General features: G+C 65.7%; 18 protein-coding genes. 7 read left to right on the top strand and 11 right to left on the bottom strand.

The genetic code is table 11. The features are described from left to right. Positions 1–20 precede the first annotated feature (20 nt). Both ttfA and ACX12F_RS02150 read right to left on the bottom strand, forming a co-directional pair. Positions 21–833, bottom strand: a complete 813-nt coding sequence (ttfA, locus tag ACX12F_RS02155) for a trehalose monomycolate transport factor TtfA (RefSeq protein WP_459368073.1) — start codon at positions 831–833, stop codon at positions 21–23. A 66-nt stretch (positions 834–899) separates the two neighbouring features. Then, a complete protein-coding gene (locus ACX12F_RS02150) occupies positions 900–1,508 on the bottom strand; it encodes a TetR/AcrR family transcriptional regulator (protein ID WP_459368072.1) in 609 nt (202 codons plus the stop codon). An 89-nt stretch (positions 1,509–1,597) separates the two neighbouring features. Here ACX12F_RS02150 and ACX12F_RS02145 point away from each other — a divergent pair, with 89 nt between their 5' ends. Both ACX12F_RS02145 and ACX12F_RS02140 read left to right on the top strand, forming a co-directional pair. Next, positions 1,598–2,596, top strand: coding sequence for a 3-ketosteroid-9-alpha-monooxygenase, oxygenase component (locus ACX12F_RS02145; protein WP_459368071.1), 999 nt, complete (start codon positions 1,598–1,600; stop codon positions 2,594–2,596). After that, entirely contained in the window at positions 2,586–3,677 is a 1,092-nt protein-coding gene (locus tag ACX12F_RS02140) for an NAD(P)H-dependent amine dehydrogenase family protein (RefSeq protein WP_459368070.1), read from the top strand. The genes ACX12F_RS02145 and ACX12F_RS02140 overlap by 11 nt, the downstream gene beginning before the upstream one ends. A gap of 206 nt (positions 3,678–3,883) precedes the next feature. Here the strand turns inward: ACX12F_RS02140 and clpB are convergent, their stop codons facing one another. Next, positions 3,884–6,430: an ATP-dependent chaperone ClpB gene (gene clpB / locus ACX12F_RS02135; RefSeq protein ID WP_459368069.1), complete on the bottom strand. Its 2,547-nt coding sequence runs from the start codon at positions 6,428–6,430 to the stop codon at positions 3,884–3,886. Positions 6,431–6,616: 186 nt separating this feature from the next. On the opposite strand from clpB, the gene ACX12F_RS02130 reads away from it, so the two are divergent. The 5 genes from ACX12F_RS02130 to ACX12F_RS02110 are packed head-to-tail and all read left to right on the top strand — an operon-like array spanning position 6,617 to position 10,795. Then, complete coding sequence (locus ACX12F_RS02130; protein WP_459368068.1) at positions 6,617–7,282, top strand: GAP family protein; 666 nt, start codon at positions 6,617–6,619, stop codon at positions 7,280–7,282. A gap of 25 nt (positions 7,283–7,307) precedes the next feature. After that, the gene (locus ACX12F_RS02125; RefSeq protein WP_459368067.1) at positions 7,308–7,955 is read left to right on the top strand and encodes a CYTH domain-containing protein; all 648 of its coding nucleotides are present in this window, start codon (positions 7,308–7,310) and stop codon (positions 7,953–7,955) included. After that, the gene (locus ACX12F_RS02120; protein ID WP_459368066.1) at positions 7,945–9,111 is read left to right on the top strand and encodes an FAD-binding oxidoreductase; all 1,167 of its coding nucleotides are present in this window, start codon (positions 7,945–7,947) and stop codon (positions 9,109–9,111) included. The genes ACX12F_RS02125 and ACX12F_RS02120 overlap by 11 nt, the downstream gene beginning before the upstream one ends. Before the next feature lie 15 nt (positions 9,112–9,126). Beyond that, complete coding sequence (locus tag ACX12F_RS02115; RefSeq protein ID WP_459368065.1) at positions 9,127–10,053, top strand: aldose 1-epimerase; 927 nt, start codon at positions 9,127–9,129, stop codon at positions 10,051–10,053. A 1-nt stretch (position 10,054) separates the two neighbouring features. After that, on the top strand, positions 10,055–10,795 hold the full coding sequence (locus tag ACX12F_RS02110; RefSeq protein WP_459368064.1) for a potassium channel family protein: 741 nt from the start codon (positions 10,055–10,057) through the stop codon (positions 10,793–10,795). A 10-nt stretch (positions 10,796–10,805) separates the two neighbouring features. Here ACX12F_RS02110 and ACX12F_RS02105 read toward each other — a convergent pair whose 3' ends face one another. The 8 genes from ACX12F_RS02105 to ACX12F_RS02070 all read right to left on the bottom strand — a co-directional run bounded on the left by ACX12F_RS02105 (position 10,806) and on the right by ACX12F_RS02070 (position 20,871). Beyond that, a complete protein-coding gene (locus ACX12F_RS02105) occupies positions 10,806–12,875 on the bottom strand; it encodes an acyltransferase family protein (RefSeq protein WP_459368063.1) in 2,070 nt (689 codons plus the stop codon). A 104-nt stretch (positions 12,876–12,979) separates the two neighbouring features. Beyond that, positions 12,980–14,290, bottom strand: coding sequence for a mannosyltransferase (locus tag ACX12F_RS02100; protein ID WP_459368062.1), 1,311 nt, complete (start codon positions 14,288–14,290; stop codon positions 12,980–12,982). Positions 14,291–14,553: 263 nt separating this feature from the next. Beyond that, positions 14,554–15,759, bottom strand: coding sequence for a mannosyltransferase (locus ACX12F_RS02095; protein ID WP_459368061.1), 1,206 nt, complete (start codon positions 15,757–15,759; stop codon positions 14,554–14,556). 166 nt (positions 15,760–15,925) lie between these two features. Then, complete coding sequence (locus tag ACX12F_RS02090; RefSeq protein WP_459370216.1) at positions 15,926–16,216, bottom strand: heat shock protein transcriptional repressor HspR; 291 nt, start codon at positions 16,214–16,216, stop codon at positions 15,926–15,928. Positions 16,217–16,315: 99 nt separating this feature from the next. Continuing rightward, positions 16,316–17,506, bottom strand: a complete 1,191-nt coding sequence (gene dnaJ, locus ACX12F_RS02085) for a molecular chaperone DnaJ (protein WP_459368060.1) — start codon at positions 17,504–17,506, stop codon at positions 16,316–16,318. A gap of 28 nt (positions 17,507–17,534) precedes the next feature. Then, positions 17,535–18,173, bottom strand: a complete 639-nt coding sequence (gene grpE / locus ACX12F_RS02080) for a nucleotide exchange factor GrpE (protein WP_459368059.1) — start codon at positions 18,171–18,173, stop codon at positions 17,535–17,537. Continuing rightward, a complete protein-coding gene (gene dnaK, locus ACX12F_RS02075) occupies positions 18,170–20,032 on the bottom strand; it encodes a molecular chaperone DnaK (protein WP_459368058.1) in 1,863 nt (620 codons plus the stop codon). The genes grpE and dnaK overlap by 4 nt, the downstream gene beginning before the upstream one ends. Positions 20,033–20,223: 191 nt before the next feature. Continuing rightward, entirely contained in the window at positions 20,224–20,871 is a 648-nt protein-coding gene (locus tag ACX12F_RS02070; protein ID WP_459368057.1) for a pyridoxamine 5'-phosphate oxidase family protein, read from the bottom strand. Between the last annotated feature and the right edge of the window lie 14 nt (positions 20,872–20,885).

Raw genomic sequence — 20,885 nt, 5'->3', positions numbered from 1 at the left:
CTCAGGTTAGCCGGACGACCTCAGCGCTGATAATTGGGCGCGGGCCGGCCGTTGCGGGCCGGAGCGAACTGCGTGTAGCGACCGATATCGGCGCGACCGGGGGCCTGGTTGCTGCGGCCGGCGGGCAGTTCGTTCTGACGCATCGGGCCGGCGCTGAGCGGACGGCTCGGCGAACCGCTACGACGGGCGACGGCCTGGGCGGCGACGCTGTTCTGGCCGGACGGCACCGGCGGCAGCACCCGAAGCAGGTCATTGAACTGACGGACGGTACGCAGACCCTCATCCCATTGCGCGCGGGTGCTGGTGATCGGCATGGACACCAGGGTCCAGTTCTGCTCGTTCCACATGATCTCGGCGCAATCCGGGGCGGTGTGCGAGAACGTCACCATGCGGCGGTCGCAGGCGCGCCGGGCGGCATCGAGGTTGGTGGAGTAGACCATGCGGGGTCCGATGGCACCGAGGAGCCAGATGTCGTTTTCCCGCGGTTCCGGGATGTCCTTCAGCCGGACGTCCACGGCGACGTTGGTGCCGACCTTGCGGTGCAGGGCGATGACGGTGGCCACGTCGTCGAGGTCGAAGATGAACACGGCCTCACCGCGGATCTGACCGAGCACGACGTTGCGGGCGTGTACGTTCTCGCCGACGGTCGACATGATGCCGCGGCTCCACCGCTTGACCAGGTCGGGAGTCTCGTGTTCGTAGTCGAACCCGTGTGACTTAGCCCAGGACTTGCGGCGCCGGCCGAGGCCACGTCGACGGTCGATGTCGACGTACAGCAGCACTGCCGCACCCACGAAGCAGAGCGCGGAAAGCGTGAACCAGAGCGGGACCATCGGGCCAAGCCTACTGGTTGGAACCCGGATTGCTCGAACTCTAATTGGTAACAAGCTGGTCACATGCTATTTGAGGTACGCCACGATCGCGTTTGTGAGGCCCCTTCGGGCCATGTCGAGATCGGTATACGTGCCGAGCTGACGCTCCGAGGCGATGCCGCGCATGGCGCCGGGGATGAAGGCGGCCACCTCGCGCACGCGCTCGGGGTCCACGCCCAGGTCCGCGAAGGCCTGTTGGCAGGTTTGCAGCCAACTCTGCCCCCATGACGACAGCTCGGCGGCCGTCTTCGGATAGAGCCGTTCCAGTTCGGCATGGTCCCGCGGGAGCGCCGCCCGCAGATTCTCGATGGCCCGCGAGTCGCCGATGGTCAGGCCGTCATACAGCAGGTCGATGATGGTCGCGACGCGTTGCCGCAGCGTAGCGCCGCTGTCGTGGTGGCTCAGCATGCCCGCGCGGCGCTCGGCGGTGCGGCGCAGCACCGCGGCCCAGAAGCCGTCGATGTCGCCGAATTGGTATTTCACCGCACCCCAGGTGACACCGATCTCCTTGGCGATCCGGTTGGCCGATACCGCGCCCGGGTCTCCGGTGGCCAGCGCCTTACGCGCGGCCTCCAACATGCTTTCCCGGGTGGCGTCGCCGCGCTTGTTGGTCCGGCGCACGCTCATCTCGGTCATCTTCAGCAGGCTAGCCCCCCGTACGCACTTTCGCAGAACCCTCTACTAAACCCTTCACAAGTTTCACAGAGCCCCCTACGATTCGGGTCATGGCCAAGCCCACGTTGCCCATGAAACCGACGGGATGGTTCCAGGTCGCCTGGTCGGACGAGGTCGGTGTCGGCGCGGTGCACGCCATGAAGTACTTCGGCGAGGAGATGGTCGCCTGGCGCTCGGAATCCGGCGCGGTCACCGTGATGAACGCCTACTGCGAGCACCTCGGTGCGCACCTCGGCTTCGGCGGTCACGTCGTCGGCGACACGATCCAGTGCCCGTTCCACGGCTGGCAGTGGAACGCCGCCGGTCACAACGTCTGCATCCCGTACCAGGACCGGCCCAACCGCGGCCGCCGGATTCGCACCTACCCCGTGACCGAACGGAACGAGGCCATCTACATCTGGCACGACGTCGAGGGACGCGAGCCGTTCTTCGAGGCGCCCGATGTGTTCGCCTCGTTCCACGACGGCAGCACCGCCGCCGACTACTACCCCCAACAGCGCCTGTTCCGCAAAAGCCTGGAGTTGCATCCGCAGTACGTGCTGGAGAACGGCGTCGACTTCGCGCACTTCAAGTTCGTGCACCAGACCCCGATCGTTCCGGTCTTCACGCGCCACGACTTCGCCGCGCCGATCTCGTACGTCGACTTCACCATCACCTTCGAGGGCAGCGACCAGCAGTCGATCGACGACGTGCGCAGCGGGGTCGAGGCCATCAACGGCGGTTTGGGCATCGCGGTCACCAAGAGCTGGGGAATGATCGACAACCGCACCATCTCGGCCGTCACCCCCGTCGACGAGTCCACCTCGGACGTGCGGTTCATGGTCTACATCGGGCGGACGCCCGGCAAGGACAGTCCGCGAGCCGCCGAGCGTGCCACCGCGTTCGGCGACGAGGTGATCCGGCAGTTCACCCAGGACATCCACATCTGGTCGCACCAGCGCTACTCCGATCCGCCGGCGCTGGCCACCGCTGAATACGAAGGCTTCACCGCAATCCGCAAGTGGGCCATGCAATTCTATCCCGAAAGGTCGAACGAAGATGTCTCCTGAGTCAACGCCGGCGATCCGCGTCTTCCAGGTGGCGACCGGCAACGTCGGCACCGAGATGATCAAGCGCATCAGCAGGCGCCCCGATCTCGAATTGGTCGGATTGCATTGCTACACAACGGAAAAGGTCGGGCGTGATGCCGGTGAGATCGCCGGGATCGGGCCCATCGGGGTCATCGCCACGGGGTCGGTCGAGGAGATCATCGCCGCCAAGCCCGACGTGCTGACCTTCCACGGCGTCTTCCCGGACGAAGACCTCTACGTGAAAGTCCTTGAAGCCGGGATCAATATCGTCACCACCGCCGACTGGATCACGGGCTGGCACCGCGACACCAACCATCCCCACCCCTCCGGGAGACCGGTCAGCCAGGTTCTGGCGGAAGCGGCCGCACGTGGTGGTTCTACGTTCTACGGCACCGGCATGAACCCGGGCGTCAACCAGATCCTGGGCGTGGTGTGTTCGGCCGATGTCGCCGAGATCAAGAACGTCACCACCATCGAATCCGTCGACGTGTCCTGCCACCACAGCAAGGACACCTGGATCGAGGTGGGATACGGCCTGCCCGTTGATGATCCGTCGATCCCGGCGAAGCTCGAGAAGTACACCCGGGTGTTCGCCGACAGTGTGCTGATGATGGCCGACTGCTTCGGGCTCGAGCTCGACGAGGTGAAGTTCAGCTACGAACTCGGCGCCTGCACCAAGGATGTCGACCTGGGCTGGTACACGCTGCCCAGGGGCTCGCTGGGCGGCAACTACATCAAGTACCAGGGCATGGTCGACGGCGTGCCGCGCATCGAGACCCACCTGGAATGGCAGATGACGCCGCACACCGAGCCGAACTGGAACATCAAGGGCTGCTACATCACCCAGATCAAGGGCGATCCGTGCGTCTACAACAAGCACATGATCTACCCGAAACCCGGTGTGGACCTGTCCAATCCGGACAACTTCGCCTCGATCGGCATGACGGTGACCGGGCTGCCCGCGCTCAACGTCATCGCCTCGGTGGTCAAGGCGCCGCCCGGACTGCTGACGAGCGCCGACGTGCCGCTCCGCGGATTCGCCGGCCGCTTCGCGCTCTAACTGTGGGCCATCCTGATTGAAGCCAGGTACTTTTTTGAGGCCTCAGCGGTCCCTGAGCTCAATCTCCGACCGCCAATGGTCGTCCCGATTGAACTCATGTATTTTTCCGTCCACATTTGTTGCGGCGACCACGTGAATCCGCCGTCCCCAAAGTGAAAACCCCCTATTTGCAATGAAATAGGGGGGTTTCACTTTGGGGGAACAGCTCAGCCGAGCACCAGGCTCTCGCCGTCCGCGCTGAGGTTGACCGGGACGACGTCGCCGTCGTGCACCTGGCCGGCCAGCAGCATCTTGGCCAGCTGGTCGCCGATGGCCTGCTGCACCAACCGGCGCAGGGGACGGGCACCGTAGAGCGGGTCGAAGCCGCGGTCGCCCAGCCACTTCTTGGCCTCCAGCGACACCTCGAGCTGCAGCCGCCGCTGGGCCAGCCGCTTCTGCAGCTGAGCCAGCTGGATATCGACGATCCGTACCAGCTCGTTGGGGTCGAGCGCGTGGAACATCAGCACGTCGTCCAGACGGTTGATGAACTCCGGCTTGAACTTCGCCCGCACCGCCGCCATCACCTGCTCTTCGGTGCCACCGGCGCCGAGGTTCGAGGTGAGGATCAGGATGGTGTTGCGGAAGTCGACCGTGCGGCCCTGACCGTCGGTCAGCCGTCCTTCATCGAGCACCTGCAGCAGCACGTCGAACACGTCCGGGTGGGCCTTCTCGACCTCGTCGAACAGCACCACCGTGTACGGGCGTCGCCGTACGGCCTCGGTCAGCTGGCCACCGGCGTCGTAACCGACGTAGCCCGGAGGGGCACCGACCAGACGGGCCACGGAGTGCTTCTCGCCGTACTCGCTCATGTCGATACGGACCATGGCGCGCTCGTCGTCGAACAGGAAGTCCGCCAACGCCTTCGCGAGCTCCGTCTTACCGACACCGGTCGGGCCGAGGAACATGAACGACCCGGTGGGACGGTTCGGGTCGGCCACACCGGCACGGGCGCGACGGACCGCATCGCTGACGGCTTGCACGGCCTGCTTCTGGCCGATGACGCGCTTGCCGAGCTCCTCCTCCATGCGCAGGAGCTTGGCGGTCTCACCTTCCATCATTCGGCCGGCCGGAATGCCGGTCCACGCCGACACCACGTCCGCGATGTCGTCGGGGCTGACCTCTTCCTTGAGCATGACGTTCTCGCGGGCCTCGGCAACCGGGAGCGCGGCGTCGAGTTGCTTCTCGACCGCCGGAATCCGGCCGTACCGCAGCTCGGCGGCCTTGGCCAGATCACCGTCGCGCTCGGCCCGGTCGGCCTCGCCGCGCAACGTCTCCAGCTGTTCCTTGAACTCGCGGACGATGTCGATGGCGTTCTTCTCGTTCTGCCACCGCGTCGTCAGCTCGGCCAGCTTCTCCTTGTGGTCGGCCAGCTCGGAGCGCAGCTTCTCCAACCGGTCCTTGGAAGCGTCGTCCTCCTCCTTGGACAGCGCCATCTCCTCGATCTCGAGGCGACGGACCAGCCGCTCGACCTCGTCGATCTCGACGGGGCGGGAGTCGATCTCCATGCGCAGCCGGGACGCGGCCTCGTCGACGAGGTCGATGGCCTTGTCCGGGAGGAACCGACTGGTGATGTAGCGGTCCGACAGCGTGGCCGCCGCCACCAGCGCCGAGTCGGTGATGCGCACACCGTGGTGCACCTCGTAGCGCTCCTTGAGGCCACGCAGGATACCGACGGTGTCGTCGACCGACGGCTCGCCGACCAGCACCTGCTGGAACCGGCGCTCGAGGGCGGCGTCCTTCTCGATGTACTTGCGGTACTCGTCGAGCGTGGTGGCACCGACGAGGCGCAGCTCGCCACGGGCCAGCATCGGCTTGATCATGTTGCCGGCGTCCATGGCGGACTCGCCGGTGGCGCCGGCGCCCACGATGGTGTGCAACTCGTCGATGAAGGTGATGACCTGCCCGGCCGAGTTCTTGATGTCGTCGAGGACGGCCTTGAGCCGCTCCTCGAATTCACCGCGATACTTGGCGCCGGCCACCATGGACCCCATGTCCAGGGAGACGACCGTCTTGTCGCGCAGGCTCTCCGGCACGTCGCCGGCCACGATGCGCTGGGCCAGGCCCTCGACGATCGCGGTCTTGCCGACGCCGGGCTCACCGATCAGCACGGGGTTGTTCTTGGTGCGCCGGCTCAGGACCTGGACGACGCGACGAATCTCGTTGTCGCGGCCGATGACCGGGTCGAGCTTGCCTTCCCTCGCGCGGGCGGTCAGGTCGGTGGAGTACTTCTCCAGCGCCTGGTAGGTGCCCTCGGGATCGGGGTTGGTGACGCGAGCACTGCCGCGGACCTTCACAAAGGCATCCCGCAGCGTCTGCGGCGCGGCACCGTGGTTGACCAGGATCTTGGCGACATCGGAGTCGCCGCTGGCCAGGCCGTACAGCAAGTGCTCGGTGGAGACGTATTCGTCGTCCATCTCCGTGGCCAGATGCTGGGCAGCCGTCAGGGCCGCCACCGACTCACGAGACAGTTGCGGCGTCGAGTTGGCACCACTGGCGCTCGGCAGCTGGTCGATCAGCCGCTGCGCTTCGGCCCGGATGGTCGCGGGTTCGACGCCGACGGCCTCCAGCAGCGGTGCGGCGATGCCGTCGTTCTGCGTCAGCAGGGCCATCAACAGGTGCGCCGGACGGATCTCCGGGTTTCCGGCGGCAGTCGCCGCCTGCAACGCTGAGGTCAGCGCCGCCTGAGTCTTCGTGGTCGGGTTGAACGAGTCCACGACACCTCCCTTTAGTGTTGAGAAAATGCTTGTCGGTCAGTTCAACGCAGTCAATGTTGAGTCTGTTCCGCTCAAGTCTAGGAAATTTCGACCACTTTTCAAAACAGTCACAAGTCCTTTTCCAGGCTGCCCGAATGCCCTTTCCGGCACAGGCATACTTGTCGCGACCACGAAGGGGTGCAGTGAATGACCGATTGGGTTTCGGTATTGACCGAACTGATTCCTCTGGCATTGGTGATCGCCCTGTCGCCACTGTCGATCATTCCCGCAGTGCTCGTGCTGCAATCCCCCCACGCCCGGCTTACCGGTCTGACTTTTCTCGCCGGATGGCTGGTGGCCATCGCCGTGCTCACCGGGGTGTTCGTCCAGCTGTCCGGACTGATGCCCGAGGCCGGCCGGCCTTCCACCACGGCGTCGTGGGTACGCATCGTGATCGGCGTCCTACTGGTTGCCTTCGGCATCTACCGCTGGGCCAACCGCAAGCACGATGCGCAGGAGCCGGCCTGGATGCGGAAGCTGACCAGCGTCACCCCGGCCCGGGGCTTCGTGACCGCCGCGGTACTCGCGGTGGTGAACCCCAAGGTGCTGTTCATGTGCATCGCTGCCGGCCTGGCCATCAGCACCGATGAACTCCCCCGTGCGGCCACCTGGGCCTCGGTGCTGTATTTCGCGGTGGTGGCAGGCAGTTCGGTCGCCATCCCCGTGCTGACCTACGCGGCCGCCGGCGAGCGACTGGACCCGGCCATGGCCCGGCTCGGCGCCTGGCTGCACCGTCAGCACGCGGTGCTGGTCGCCGGAATTCTGATCGTCATCGGACTCCTGGTCGCATACAAGGGCCTTAGCCACCTGTAGCTGGTCAGGCGGGTTACCGTTAACCATGTCCGAATCCGACTTCGGCGATTTCGAGTTCGAGCGGAAGTTCCTCGTCCGCGATCTGCCCGCCGTCACCGCGTCCGACCCGAGTCCTGCCCTGATCGTGCAGGCATACCTGTTCGCGTCGGACGGTTATGCCGTCCGAGTGCGGGTCCAGGGTCCCGCGCCGGCCGATCTGAGCGATCCGTCGATCGACCTCATCGACGCCATCGGTAGCAGCGACTCGCTCGGCACCATGACAGCCAAGGGACCGGCGGCCGGCGGCACCCGCTACGAGGCCGAGCGCGAACTCGATCCGCTGGTGGCCGGCGAAATCATCCGTCGCGCCGACCATGTGGTGACCAAGGTGCGGTATTCGGTGTGGCTCGGCGAGGACGGCTGGATCGTCGACCGGTTCCTGGGCGGCAACGCCCCACTACTGCTGGCCGAGGTGGAACGCGGCGGCCCGGTGGTCGATCTGGCGATCCCGACGTTCTGCGTCACCGAGGTGTCCGAGGACGACCGGTTCCGGAACGAGTACCTGGCCCACCGCCCATATGGCACCTGGGCCGATGCGCACCGGCGCGAGCTCGATTTGCTGGGCCCCACCTTCGTCAGCACGTTGGGGCAGAACCATTTCGACACCACGTCACCGACGCCCGATGGGACTTGACGACCGCGAAGCCCTGATGACGGTGCGCGCCGCGGTCGACCCTGCCCGCGGCGGGGACGGCGTGATCGGTCGCTTCTACACCCGCTGGTTCGCCACCGACCTGGCGGCGCGGGATCTCTTTCCACCCGACCTGACCGCCCAGCGCACCGCATTCGGTCAGGCGCTGTTCTGGGTGCTCGGCGAATTCATCGACCAACGGGCCGAAGAACCCGTGGCGTTCCTGGCTCAGCTCGGCCGCGACCACCGCAAATACGGTGTGACACCTCAGCATTACGTGGCACTGCACGACGCGTTGCTGGCGACCCTGCGTGCGGAGCTCGGTGACCGCTGGGACGCCCGCGTCGCCGAAGCCACCACGCACGCCGTCGACCTCATCGTCGGCGTCATGCGCGGTGCTGCCGACTCCGAGCAGACCCCGCCCTATGTCGACGGCACCGTTGTCGAGCACCTGCGGGTGGCGCGCGACGTGTCGGTGGTGCGGCTGCAACTGGACCAGGCGCTCTCGTACCACGCCGGCCAGTACGTCGCGGTGCAGGTGCCGCAATGGCCGCGGCGCTGGCGGCACCTGAGTCCGTCCATGCCCGCCGATGCCACTGGCGCCATCGAGTTCCACATCCGGTCGGTCAGCGGCGGCATGGTGAGCACCGCGATCGTCAACCAGACCATGCCCGGCGACCGCTGGCGACTGTCGAATCCCCATGGTGGAATGAATGTTTCACGCTCCGACGGAGACGTGCTCATGGTCGCCGGCAGCACCGGGCTGGCACCGCTGCGCGCGCTACTGATGAACTTGTGCCGCGAGGCCGAGAACCCGCGCGTGCACCTGTTCTTCGGCGGCCGCTATCCCTGCGACCTCTACGACCTGCGCACGCTGTGGGAGATCGCGGCCACCAACCCGTGGCTGTCGGTGACGCCGGTGTCCGAGTACTCCACCGACCCGCCGTGGGCCGCCGACTATCCCGATGTCCAACCACCCCGCGGGCTGCACGTCCGGCAGACCGGGCTGCTCCCCGACGTGGTGACGAGCTACGGCAGCTGGGGCGACCGGCAGATCCTGCTGTGCGGCGGACCGAAGATGGTCGCCGCGACCAAAGCGGCTCTGATTGCCAAAGGCGCTCCGCCAGAACGTATTCAGCACGACCCGTTGGCACACTGACGCTGGAGGATTCCAATGGCCGAACTCGATACCGTCGTACTGCGCGACCCTGAGTCGACGATGACCGCGACGTTCGTGCCCGCCGCCGGGATGATCGGCACGTCGTTTTCCGATGGAGACCTGGAGTTCCTGGGCCAGCGGCGCGGGCTCGATGCCTATCTGACCAACGCCAAGACCATGGGCATCCCGCTGCTCTATCCGTGGGCGAATCGCCTGGGCGCCACCACCTACGACGTCGACGGTGGCGCTGTCACGCTGACGCCCGGATCCGGCGGCGTCCGCACCGACGAGCACGGCTCCCCCATGCACGGCGTACTCGCCGCCTACCCGGGCTGGCGGATCACCGAGCAATCGGCGAATTCAGTGGCCGCCGCAGTGGATTTCAGCCGGCCGGGTCTACTGGCGTCGTTTCCCTTTCCGCACGTACTGACCCAGCGCGTGACGCTGACCACCCGGGTGTTGACCATCGAGACCAGCGTTCGGCCGTCCACATCGGCGGCAGTGCCGCTGTGTTTCGGCCATCACCCGTACCTGACCATTCCTGATGTGCCACGGGCAGATTGGGTGCTTCAGACACCGGCCCTACGCCACCTGCCGACGGATGATCGCGGGTTGCCCACGGGCGCTACGGAGGATTGGGCGGCCCGCTTCGGGCCGCTGGGCGACACCGCGTACGACGACGGTTTCGACCGGGTGCCCGACGGCGCGCAGTTCGTTCTCAGCGGCGGTGGCCACCGGATCACGGTGACGTTCGAAACCGGCTACCCCGCCGCGCAACTGTTCGCGCCGCCGGGCGACGCGTTGGTGGCCATCGAGCCCATGGCCGCACCCACCGATGCCCTGCGCCGCGGCGGCTATCGCTTCGCGTCCCCGGGCCGGCCGGTAACAGCGCGGTTCTCGATCGGAGTTTCCGAAATACCCGCTGGTGCCGCACACTTCTGACGTGACTACGCAAGACCGCCTCGACAGGTGGGAACACCGCGCGGAGTGGCCCCTGGCCGCCGTGGCCGTCCTGTTCCTGGCCGCGTACAGCGTCGACGTCCTGGTCCAGCCGCACGGGCTCGTCGCGCGGCTCGTTTCCCTCTCGACCACGCTCGCATGGGCGGTGTTCACCGCGGACTACGCGGCACGGCTCTATCTGGCGCCTGACCGCAAGGACTGGTTCTTCCGGCATCTGGTCGACCTGGCCATCGTGCTGCTGCCGCTGATCCGGCCGCTTCGCCTGCTCCGTCTGGTCGTGCTGGTGGGCGCGCTGCAGAAGGCCCTCGGCAACGCCATCCGCGGCAAGGTGATCATCTACACCATCTCCGGTGCCGTGCTGTTGGTCTACGTCGGGGCGCTGGCGGTATACGAAGCCGAACGCGGCGCGCCGGACGCCCACATCACGAGCTTCGGCCTCGCGGTGTGGTGGGCGATGACCACGATCACCACCGTCGGCTACGGCGACATGTATCCCGTCACCACCACGGGCCGAGTCATGGCCAGTCTCATGATGATTGGCGGGATCAGTCTGGTCGGTTCGATCACGGCGACCATCGCGTCGTGGATCGTGCAGAGCGTGTCAGACGACGATCAGAAACAAGACGCCGCCACCGCGGCGCATATCGACCAGCTGCGGGGCGAGATTGTCGAGTTGCGGGAGTTGTTGCGCAGCAACGTAAGTGAATCAGCCACGGCCAACTGAGTGGCGTCAGTCACGGTTGGCCGAGCAGCGCATCCACCGTCGGGGCAATCTGGTCGGACAGCTTCTCTGCGGCCGCCGCACTGAGATGGTCGGTGTCGTAGAAGTTCAAGACATCGGCGCTCTGTGCCCTACACAGGAGTTCATCACAGATCACCTTGGCCGGGTCGATGACCCGTGACCGGTTTCCGAGCCCGGCATGCAGCTTCTGAAACCACTCGGGCGCGCCGCCCCAGTACCGTTGTTCGACGCTCATCGGGACGTCGCAGATGAATGTCCGCCACCGCCTCGCCTCGCATTCGGGCCCCGGCCTCTCCAGCTCTGGCGATACGCCGACCAGGTCGACACCCACCTGCGCCTGGTCCAACCGCGCCAGCAGCGCCGGCGTGCCGGCCATCACCAAAGGCTCGCTGTCCGCGGCCAGAACTTGCGATTCATGCGCCAGGCTGGGAAACAGTTCGCGCTGCCCCAGGTAGATCGGCCAGCGCCCGGCGATGATGACGCGGACGTCCCTTCGGGCCTTGACCGCGTCGAGGACCCACTGCAGCGCAACGTTGTTGTGCTGTTCGCATAGCTCAAGACGGGTCCGCTCCAATCCATACGGAATGGCCGGCAACTTGGCGGCACGCGGCAGGTAGGGCGGGCAGGTACCCCGGGCCATCGCAACCACATTGACCGGCCGGCCGTGCACCGCCTTCACCACACCCGGAAGCAAGGCCTGCGCATATGAATCGCCCCACACCACCACCGACGGCCGAGCCGGATCGAAGCCAGGCAGGGGGCACACCTCGTATTCGGGTTTCTGAACCAGTGCGGTGTCGTGGATGCAGCCGGCGGGAAAAGCGGTGTCATGCTTCGCGTGCGCAACAGTAGGCCAGTTGTGCGCTTTCGCCAGCTGGTCGGCGAACAATTCCGACCCGAGTGCCAACGCACATGTGCCGGCGATGACCAACAATCCGGTCAGCACTGTCCTGCGGCCCGCCGGAGCACGAAAGCGCGGTTCCCAGTACAGGTAGCTGGCAAAGGCGAGCACCAGCGCGAAGGCTACGACGATCACCCGCAGCCATACCGGTGGTTCCCTCAGGTACCACGTCGCAATGATCGACAGCAGCGGCCAGTGCCACAGGTACCACCCGTAGGAGAGCTTCCCGATGCCAACGACCGGCGCGGACAGCAGGTATCGCCCACCGGGATCCTCTGCGGCGATGTGGGCCCAGATCATCCCCGCCGTCGCGACGGTCGGAATCAGCGCCCAGGCACCGGGGAACCCGTATACCGGCAAGCCCAAAACGATCACGCCGACCAAAGCGCCGGCCGATATCAGCCAGACGAACCGCCGCATGACTACGGAGCCCGCAGGAGGTCTGACCACCGCCAGGAGCGCGCCGATGCCGAGCTCGTAGGCACGCCCGAAGGGCAGATAGAACGTTTGAGTGGGTGCGAAGCGCCCGAGCACTACGGCAGAGACCAGAGAAGCTGCGCAGACCAGCAGGATCAAGACGATCATCACGCGCCGCCTGTCACGCCCCTGCCGGCGCACGAGGTAACCGGTGACCACGAAAAGCAAAGGGACGCCGAGATAGAACTGCTCCTCGACGGCCAGCGACCAGGTGTGCAGAAAGACATTGGGTAGGTAGGTCGGGACGAAGTAGTCTCCGAGAAACAGGCTGAAGTAGAAGTTCGACGTCGACGTGGCCGCTGCGATTCCACTCTTGGCGACGGCCTGCTGTTCCCCGACGGGGTTGAACACCAGCATCCCGAGCAGGATGACGACCACGATCATCAGCAATGCAGCCGGAGCGAGCCGACGGAATCGGCGCCCGTAGAACTCCCACCAACTGACCGATCCGGCCCTGTTCTGCTCGGCGGTGAGGCTGCGAAGAATCACGAAGCCCGAGATCACGAAGAAGACGTCAACGCCGGCGAATCCCCCGGCAAAGCCAGGGACTCCCGCGTGAAACGCCACAACGGCGACGACGGCGATCGCGCGCAGTGCGTCGATATCCCGGCGATAATTCGACGTCGTCGACCCGGCATTCGAAGTCCCGGAAACAGCCGTTGACGTCGGCTCGACCACCGGCATAGCCTCGCTTCGCGGTATCGCGGGCCGCACCGGGCCGCACAAATTACTTGGGCGTTAATTAATCGCAGCGACAATATCGGCGGCGTGCGTCGGCCGCAACCGAGTCAGCCGATGGGCCGGCTTTCCACGCCCGGACGTTCTTTGTCGGCGCTGCCGCTCTTGACCGACAGCTGGTCGTCGCCGGACTCCCGTACCGCCGCGGCCACCGTGAGTGGCGGAAGGTCGGCGGCAGTAAGGGCCCGCCGGGCCCGGACACCGGTGACGACGATCCAGCCCAGGGTCGCCACCGTCAGGATCGGATAGATCAGTCCGGCCCAGGCCTCGTACCAGGGACGGCTGATCTCCCAGCGATTCGTCTGCAGGCTCGCGAGCGCGTTGGGCACCGCGGTGACCGCTACGATCAGCCACACCCACCACAGCGCCCGCGCACCCGGCTTGTCGCGCCACGGCCCGTGCAGCAGCCAGACCAACAGCGGCACCACCAGCACCCAATGTGCAGTCCACGACACCGGCGAGGCCAGCAGCTCGAACAGCACGACGACCAACAGCGACCCGAGCCGATCACGACGCCGCGGATACAGGCCCAGCGCCCACCACGCCGCCACGGCCAGTGCAGCGGTCAACGCGACGACCACAATCCATTGCACACCCATGCCGGGGTCATATCCCAGCACGCGAGCGATGCCCCCGCGCCAGGACTGGTTGTAGACGTTGCCGATGGTGAAGAGGCGGTCCTTGCCGATCCAGTCGGTGAAGAAGTACCGAACCCTGTCTCCGGCAACAAGATACGAGACGCCGAGCGTCGCGAAGAACACCACCGCCGAGAACGCCGCGGCCGCCCAGCGCCGCATCCCGACGAAGTACAGGCCGGTGATCGCCGGGGTCAGCTTGATGCCCGCGCCCAGTCCGACGAGCAGTCCCGACACCCACCAGCGCGAGCTATATGCCGCCACCATGACCATCAGCAAGAGAAAGACACCGACGGTAGCGTGCTTGATGTTGCCGACGATCGGCTCGAGCCACAGGGCCCCTGCGGTCCACAACATGGCGATGCGCTTGTTGTCGGCGTCGATCATCTTCTGACTGATCCGGACGATGGCGTACAGCGCGGCGACGATACCCACCCGCCAGGCGAGCGCGACCAGCCCAAAGGGCAGCAGATGCAGCGGGTAGAACACCATCGCCGCGAACGGCGGGTAGACGAACGGCATGGTCTCGTTGTGCGCCGGATCGAGATAGGCCACGTCGTACAGCGTGGCCGGGTGGTCCAGCGCCGCGCCGCCGGCCACGTAGATATGGAAGTCGATCGGGTCGGTCATGCTGCTGACCACCACTGACACCACGGCGCTGATCAGTAGCACCAGCGGAGCCAGCGACTGCCAGCGTTGCGTGCCCCAGCCTGTCAAGGCGCCCATGCATCCCCCACGCGTCGACGTTCGTCGCGTCTAGATTAGATACAAGAGCGCCTTGTTGCAGTACTTTGGGCGCCGATAGTTATTGCCCCGCAAGACAATTCACAATCAGCAAAATATGGCAAATATATTTGTGGGGCTCAGCTGGGAAACCCGGAAGACGAGCAATGTCCGGAGGTCTGCTTACTTAAATTGCAGAAATTGGGCAGCAATCGAATGTGTGCGCGCACCGAAAGAGCCCAATCAGCTGTCGTGGCGGTTTGGCTTCAGGGGGCCGCCACCGCTACGCGACGACCCGTCACGACCATCCAGCCCAGCGTCGCCATAGCCACGATGACGTAGATCAAGCTGGCCCACGCCTGGTACCACGGTCGGCTGAACTGCCACAAGCCAGGCTCGGCGAGCGCCAGCAGGCTGGGAACGCTGACGAACGTCACCCCGACCCATACCCACCCGAGTACCCGGGCGCCCGGTTTGTCGCGCCACACGCCCGTAAACAACCAGATGATCAACGGCACCAACCAGATCCAGTGGTGCACCCAGGAAATCGGTGACGCGAGCAGCCCGAAAATCTCGACGACCAACAACGAGCCCAACCGGTCGCGCGTCTGCGCACCCGCGCCCAGTGCCTGCCATGCCAGCACGGCCAACACAGCCGTAACGGCGAGCACCGACAGGACCAGCGGCCCGTGCCCAGCGTCATACCCCAGAATCCTGGAGATGACACCACTCCAGGATTGGTTGATGGCCGTGCCGACCGGGACCGCAAACTTGCCGATCAGACCAGTGAAGTAGAAGCGCGTCTCACTCGGCACCAGGAGCGCCGACAGACCCACCGTGGCAATGAATACCACTGCCGAAGTCACGGCTACCGTCCAGCGGCGCATCCCGACGAAGTAGAAGCCGGAGATCGCCGGGGTCAGTTTCACGCCAGTGGCCAACCCAACCAGCAGACCCGACACCCACCATCTGGTGCTGTACGCCGCGTACATCACAGCGAGGGTCAGGAAAACCCCGAGCTGGCCCATGTTCAAGCAAACCCGCACCGGCTCGAGCCAGATAACACCCGCAGTCCACAGCATCGCCTCTTGGCGTCCGCCATTGCCCACCAGAAGCTGCGCCATTCGCACGATCCCGTACGTCGCGGCCAGAATTCCCAACTGCCACAACAGCCCTGCCAAGGCGAACGGCAGAAAGTTCAGTGGGTAGAACAGCATCGCGGCGAACGGCGGATAAATGAACGGCAAAGGCTCGGTCGGTGACTGACCCGCCATCGGCGACTGGCCGGAATAGACCAGCGAATACAGCGTGTTGGGGTGCTCCAGCGCTGCGCCACCCAGAACGTAGACGTGCAAGTCGACCAAATTGGGCGGGCTCGGGATGGTCACGGCGAGCAGAACTACGGCACTGACAATCAACAGCGCCGGTGCCAGACGCCGGCGGCGGTCGGTTAGCGGCGCGACGTCAAGCACGACGGCCCGTTCGGATGATCGAGCCCAGCGTCAACAGTTCAGCCACGATGTAGAACGTCTCCCCCCGGGCTGAAAATATTTCGGCCTGCTCATTTGCCAGATATTGACCTTGGCAAAGAATAAGGGGTTGAACACGCTGCGGCCAAACTGACCGCCAGTTGCTGCGTTACCTGCTTCCGCGCCGCGGCTGCCACAGCACCAGTGCGGTGCTGGGCTTGCGGACGCGTTCGAGTTCGGCCGTCACTTCGGACAGCCGGGCCTGCAGCGCCTCGACCTGATTGGTCAGCTCGATGATGCGCTTGATGCCGGCCAGGTTGACGCCCTCGTCCTGAGACAGCCGCTGCACCTCGCGCAGCAGGTCGACGTCGTGCTGCGAATAACGTCGACCTCCGCCCGAGGTCCGCTGGGGGCTGACCAGGCCGAGCCGGTCGTATGTCCGCAACGTCTGTGCGTGCATACCGGCCAGCTCGGCGGCCACCGAAATCAGGAAGGTACGGGCTTCCTCAGTTTTTCGTCGTGCACTCACTGTGTCCTCGGTTCTTCGCGCATGCGCTCATCACAGGGACCCTGCCCAACCGGCCCGCGGATCAAATCCGCTGGCCCGCTCCGCCTTTGCGTACGCCTCCAACGCCTCGGCCGCTTCGCCTTCGAGGTTCGGTGGCACGGCCACCTTCACCGTGACCAGCAGGTCGCCATGGCCACCGGCGCTGCCGCGCTTGGGCACACCGCGCCCACGCACCCGCAGGATGCGTCCGTCCGACGTACCCTTCGGCACGCGCACACCGACCTTGCCTTCCAGCGTCGGCACGGAAAGCGTTGTCCCCAAGGCTAACTCGTGGAAGCTCACCGGAACGGTGACGGTCAGGTCATCACCGTCACGGCCGAATACCTTGTCGGGCCGGACGTGCACGGTGACGTACAGGTCGCCCGAGGGCGCCCCGCGCAGACCCGCTTCGCCTTGACCCGCAAGCCGGATGCGCTGACCGTCGATCACCCCCGGAGGGATGCGCACGTTGATGGTGCGCGTCCGGGTGGAGACGCCGGTGCCCCGGCACTCGTCGCACGGGTGCTCGATGATCGAGCCCGTGCCACGGCACTCGGTACACGGCTCCGAAAAGCCGAACGCACCCTGGTTGCGGTTGATGACGCCGGCGCCGTTGCAGTTCGGGCACACCTTCGGGCTGGTGCCCGGGCGCGCGCCGCTGCCGTGGCAGTTGGTGCAGGGTGCCGGGCTGGTCAGGCGCAGCGGCATCGCCACGCCCTTGGTCGCTTCGAGGAAGCTCAGCTCGGTTTCGGTTTCCAGGTCGTTGCCGCGGCGCGGCCGGCTGGGGCGCGGCTGCTGCGCTCCCCGGCCGAACAGGCCGCCGAACAGGTCACCGATGTTGGCGCCGCCGGTCTGCCCGGCCTGGTCGAACAGGTCGCCCAGGTTGAACTCCGACGTGTCGCCGCCGAAACCTCCGAAGCCGCCACCGCCACCGCCACCACCGAAGCGACGGCCGAATCCACCGCTGGCGAAAAGCCTTCGGGTTTCGTCGTATTCGGCACGCTTGGCGTCGTCGGTGAGAACTTCCTTGGCCTCGGTCGCTGCCTTGTAGCGTTCCTCGGCTGCCGGGTTGTTCGGGTTGCGGTCCGGATGGTTGTCGGCCAGCACCTTGCGCGCGGTGCGCTTGATCTCATCCTTCGTGGCGTCAGAGGTGACGCCGAGTTCCTTGTAAAAGTCCTTCTCGACCCATTCACGTTGAGCCATGTCGCGTCACCTCCTCAGCGTCGCTCGGTTACTCGTTTGATTCTGGTTTCTGTTCGGTCGCAGCGGCGGCATTGGTGGGCGTGTCGGGCGTATCAGCTGCGGGTTCGGCGTCGACGACACCGACCATCGCATGCCGCAGCACCTGCTCCCCGAGCTTGTAGCCGGGACGCATGACGGTCCCCAACACCGGGTTGGAGCCGTCGCCCTCGTGCTGAACGGCCTCGTGGAGCGACGGGTCGAACTCGTCACCCTCGGCGCCGAACGACGTCAGACCGAGGCTCTCCAGCGCACCGGAAAGCTTGTCAGCCACCGACTTCAGCGGGCCGGCCTCCAGATCACCGTGGGCGCGAGCCCGCTCGAGATCGTCGAGCACCGGCAAGAACTGCTGCACGACAATGGCTTTGGCGCGCTCCGCCGCAGCCTGTTCCTGGCGGATCGCCCGCTTGCGGTAGTTGTCGTACTCGGCCTTGAGCCGCTGCAGATCTGCCTTGAGCTCGGCGGCTTCGTCGGACACCGGAGACCCGGCGGCCTCGCCGGAGGCCGGGGCCCCCGGCGCCGACCCCTCGGGGGCCGACGCCGGAGCGCCCTCACGCTTTTCGCCGGTTTCCGGATCGATGCGCCGCTTGTCGGTGATGGTCACCGGCTCGTGCGAATCGTCCTGGCTCACTTGTTCTCCTGATCGTCCTCGACAACCTCGGCGTCCACGACGTTGTCATCGGCAGCGCCGCCCGCAGCACCCGCGGCTCCACCACCGGCGGCCTGCTCGGCCTGAGTGGCCTCGTAGATCGCCTGGCCCAGGGCCTGGCTCTCGACACCCAGCTTCTCCATGGCCGTCTTGATGGCGGCGATGTCGGTGCCGGCGAGCGCGGTCTTGGCCTCGGCGATGGCACCGTCGACCTTGGTCAAGGTGTCCTCGGGGACCTTCGAGCCGCCCTCGGCTTCACGCTGGTCCTTGACGAACTTCTCCGTCTGGTAGACCAGCGACTCGGCCTGGTTGCGGACGTCGGCCTCTTCACGACGCTTCTTGTCCTCTTCGGCGTGCGCCTCGGCGTCCTTGATCATCCGGTCGATCTCATCCTGGGACAGGCCGGAGCCTTCCTGGATCTTGATCGTGTTTTCCTTGCCGGTGCCCTTGTCCTTGGCGGTGACGTGCACGATGCCGTTGACGTCGATGTCGAAGGTGACCTCGATCTGCGGCACACCACGCGGGGCCGGCGGGATGCCGGTCAGCTCGAAGCTGCCGAGCAGCTTGTTGTGCGCAGCGATTTCGCGCTCGCCCTGGAAGACCTGAATCTGCACCGACGGCTGGTTGTCGTCGGCCGTGGTGAAGGTCTCGGACCGCTTGGTCGGGATGGTGGTGTTGCGCTCGATCAGCTTGGTCATCACGCCACCCTTGGTCTCGATACCGAGGGACAGCGGGGTGACGTCAAGCAGCAGAACGTCTTTCACCTCACCCTTGAGCACGCCGGCCTGCAGCGCGGCACCGACGGCCACGACCTCGTCCGGGTTGACGCCCTTGTTGGGCTCCTTGCCACCGGTGAGTTCCTTGACCAGTTCGGTCACGGCGGGCATACGGGTCGAGCCACCGACGAGGACCACGTGGTCGATGTCGGAGACCGAGATGCCGGCGTCCTTGATGACCTGCTGGAACGGCTTGCGGGTGCGGTCCAGCAGATCCTGGGTGATGCGCTGGAACTCCGAACGCGTCAGCTGCTCGTCGAGGAACAGCGGGTTCTTGTCCGCATCGACCGTGATGTACGGCAGGTTGATCGAGGTGCTCTGGCTCGAGCTCAGTTCGATCTTCGCCTTCTCCGCAGCCTCACGCAGACGCTGCATCGCCATCTTGTCCTTGGTCAGGTCAATGCCGCTGGTGCCCTTGAACTTCTCCACCAGCCAGTCGACGATGCGCTGGTCCCAGTCGTCACCACCGAGGTGGTTGTCACCGGAGGTCGCCTTGACCTCGACGACGCCCTCGCCGATTTCCAGCAGCGAGACGTCGAAGGTGCCGCCACCGAGGTCGAAGACCAGGATGGTCTGTTCCTTCTCGCCCTTGTCCAGGCCGTAGGCCAGGGCGGCCGCGGTCGGCTCGTTGACGATGCGGAGCACGTTCAGGCCGGCGATCTGACCGGCTTCCTTGGTGGCCTGACGCTGGGCGTCGTTGAAGTAGGCCGGGACGGTGATCACGGCGTCGGTGATGTCCTCACCGAGGTACGCCTCCGCGTCGCGCTTCAGCTTCTGCAGCGTGCGCGCGCTGATCTCCTGCGAGGTGTAGTTCTTGCCATCGATCTCGACAGTCCAGTCGGTGCCGATGTGCCGCTTCACCGAACGGATGGTCCGGTCGACGTTGGTCACTGCCTGGTTCTTCGCGGGCTGGCCGACCAGCACCTCGCCGTTGCGCGCAAAGGCGACGACCGACGGGGTGGTGCGGGAGCCCTCAGAGTTGGCTACGACGACGGGGTCGCCGCCCTCCAGCACCGAGACGCAAGAGTTGGTGGTCCCGAGGTCGATACCGACCGCACGAGCCATAGTGATGCCTCCTGATAGACATTGTTGGATGATCTGAGCGAACTACGCTCAAGCTTGCTATCAGACGGGGCCGCCTGTCAAGCCGAACTTGAGCCAAGTGCACTCAACTTGTTGTCGCTGAGTCCAACCTGGGCGGTTCGCGATCTATTCCCGATTCCCCAACAATGCCTATCCGGCCCGATCCACGCTGGTCAGGCGCCTCCCACGGCGATCATCGCCCGCACCGAGTCCGGCAAGTCCGCCGTCGACCAGTCCGCCCGCTGGGGCTCCCCGTAAGCGACGGAGAACGGCACGATGCCGGCCCAGGCGGTGGTCTCCTCGTCGGGTTCGGCCATCGGACCGCCGTTGACCTTGTAGACCCAGTCGCCGTCGACGATCGGCAGCGAGATGACATTGGTCGCCGCGATCTCCTTCGGCAACATCGCGCGCACTTCGGCGGTACGGCCGGGGATCAACAACTCACTGAAGCGCTCGAGCAAGGCTGCCCGATCCGCACGGCGCGCAGGTTGCACCTCGCCGTACAGCACTGCAGACCGGTAATGCACCGAAGAGTCAAAAGTGCTGTGCGCCACCACAAGTGCATCCATGGCCGTCACACAGAAGGCGACCTGCTTCCCTGCGCTCTTGACGCCCAGCGTGCCCGCGCCGGTCGAGCCGTGGATGAGAATCCGATCCTCGTGACGGACGTACAAAGTCGGCACCGCAAGGGGCCGGACCTTGCCGTTCGGACGTGCCACGTCGCCGACGTTCAGCACGCCCCACCACTGCTCATCGAGAAACTCCTCGAGGGCGGCGCGCGCCGTCGACTGTCGGCCGTACTTACGGGTGACCTTTTCCATGCTTCAAGATCACC

Source organism: Mycolicibacterium sp. HS_4_1 (assembly GCF_054515875.1).
Note: the sequence above shows the minus strand (reverse complement) of the source record. Positions and strands in the feature narration are given on the sequence as shown.

Excerpts from the sequence above, each read along its gene's own strand:
- ttfA (WP_459368073.1), bottom strand. The coding sequence starts at position 833 with ATGGTCCCGCTCTGGTTCACGCTTTCCGCGCTCTGCTTCGTGGGTGCG.
- ACX12F_RS02145 (WP_459368071.1), top strand. The coding sequence starts at position 1,598 with ATGGCCAAGCCCACGTTGCCCATGAAACCGACGGGATGGTTCCAGGTC.
- ACX12F_RS02125 (WP_459368067.1), top strand. The coding sequence starts at position 7,308 with ATGTCCGAATCCGACTTCGGCGATTTCGAGTTCGAGCGGAAGTTCCTC.
- ACX12F_RS02090 (WP_459370216.1), bottom strand. The coding sequence starts at position 16,216 with ATGCACGCACAGACGTTGCGGACATACGACCGGCTCGGCCTGGTCAGC.
- ACX12F_RS02115 (WP_459368065.1), top strand. The coding sequence starts at position 9,127 with ATGGCCGAACTCGATACCGTCGTACTGCGCGACCCTGAGTCGACGATG.
- ACX12F_RS02140 (WP_459368070.1), top strand. The coding sequence starts at position 2,586 with ATGTCTCCTGAGTCAACGCCGGCGATCCGCGTCTTCCAGGTGGCGACC.
- ACX12F_RS02070 (WP_459368057.1), bottom strand. The coding sequence starts at position 20,871 with ATGGAAAAGGTCACCCGTAAGTACGGCCGACAGTCGACGGCGCGCGCC.
- dnaJ (WP_459368060.1), bottom strand. The coding sequence starts at position 17,506 with ATGGCTCAACGTGAATGGGTCGAGAAGGACTTTTACAAGGAACTCGGC.
- ACX12F_RS02105 (WP_459368063.1), bottom strand. The coding sequence starts at position 12,875 with ATGCCGGTGGTCGAGCCGACGTCAACGGCTGTTTCCGGGACTTCGAAT.
- dnaK (WP_459368058.1), bottom strand. The coding sequence starts at position 20,032 with ATGGCTCGTGCGGTCGGTATCGACCTCGGGACCACCAACTCTTGCGTC.
- ACX12F_RS02120 (WP_459368066.1), top strand. The coding sequence starts at position 7,945 with ATGGGACTTGACGACCGCGAAGCCCTGATGACGGTGCGCGCCGCGGTC.
- ACX12F_RS02100 (WP_459368062.1), bottom strand. The coding sequence starts at position 14,290 with ATGGGCGCCTTGACAGGCTGGGGCACGCAACGCTGGCAGTCGCTGGCT.
- ACX12F_RS02130 (WP_459368068.1), top strand. The coding sequence starts at position 6,617 with ATGACCGATTGGGTTTCGGTATTGACCGAACTGATTCCTCTGGCATTG.
- ACX12F_RS02150 (WP_459368072.1), bottom strand. The coding sequence starts at position 1,508 with ATGACCGAGATGAGCGTGCGCCGGACCAACAAGCGCGGCGACGCCACC.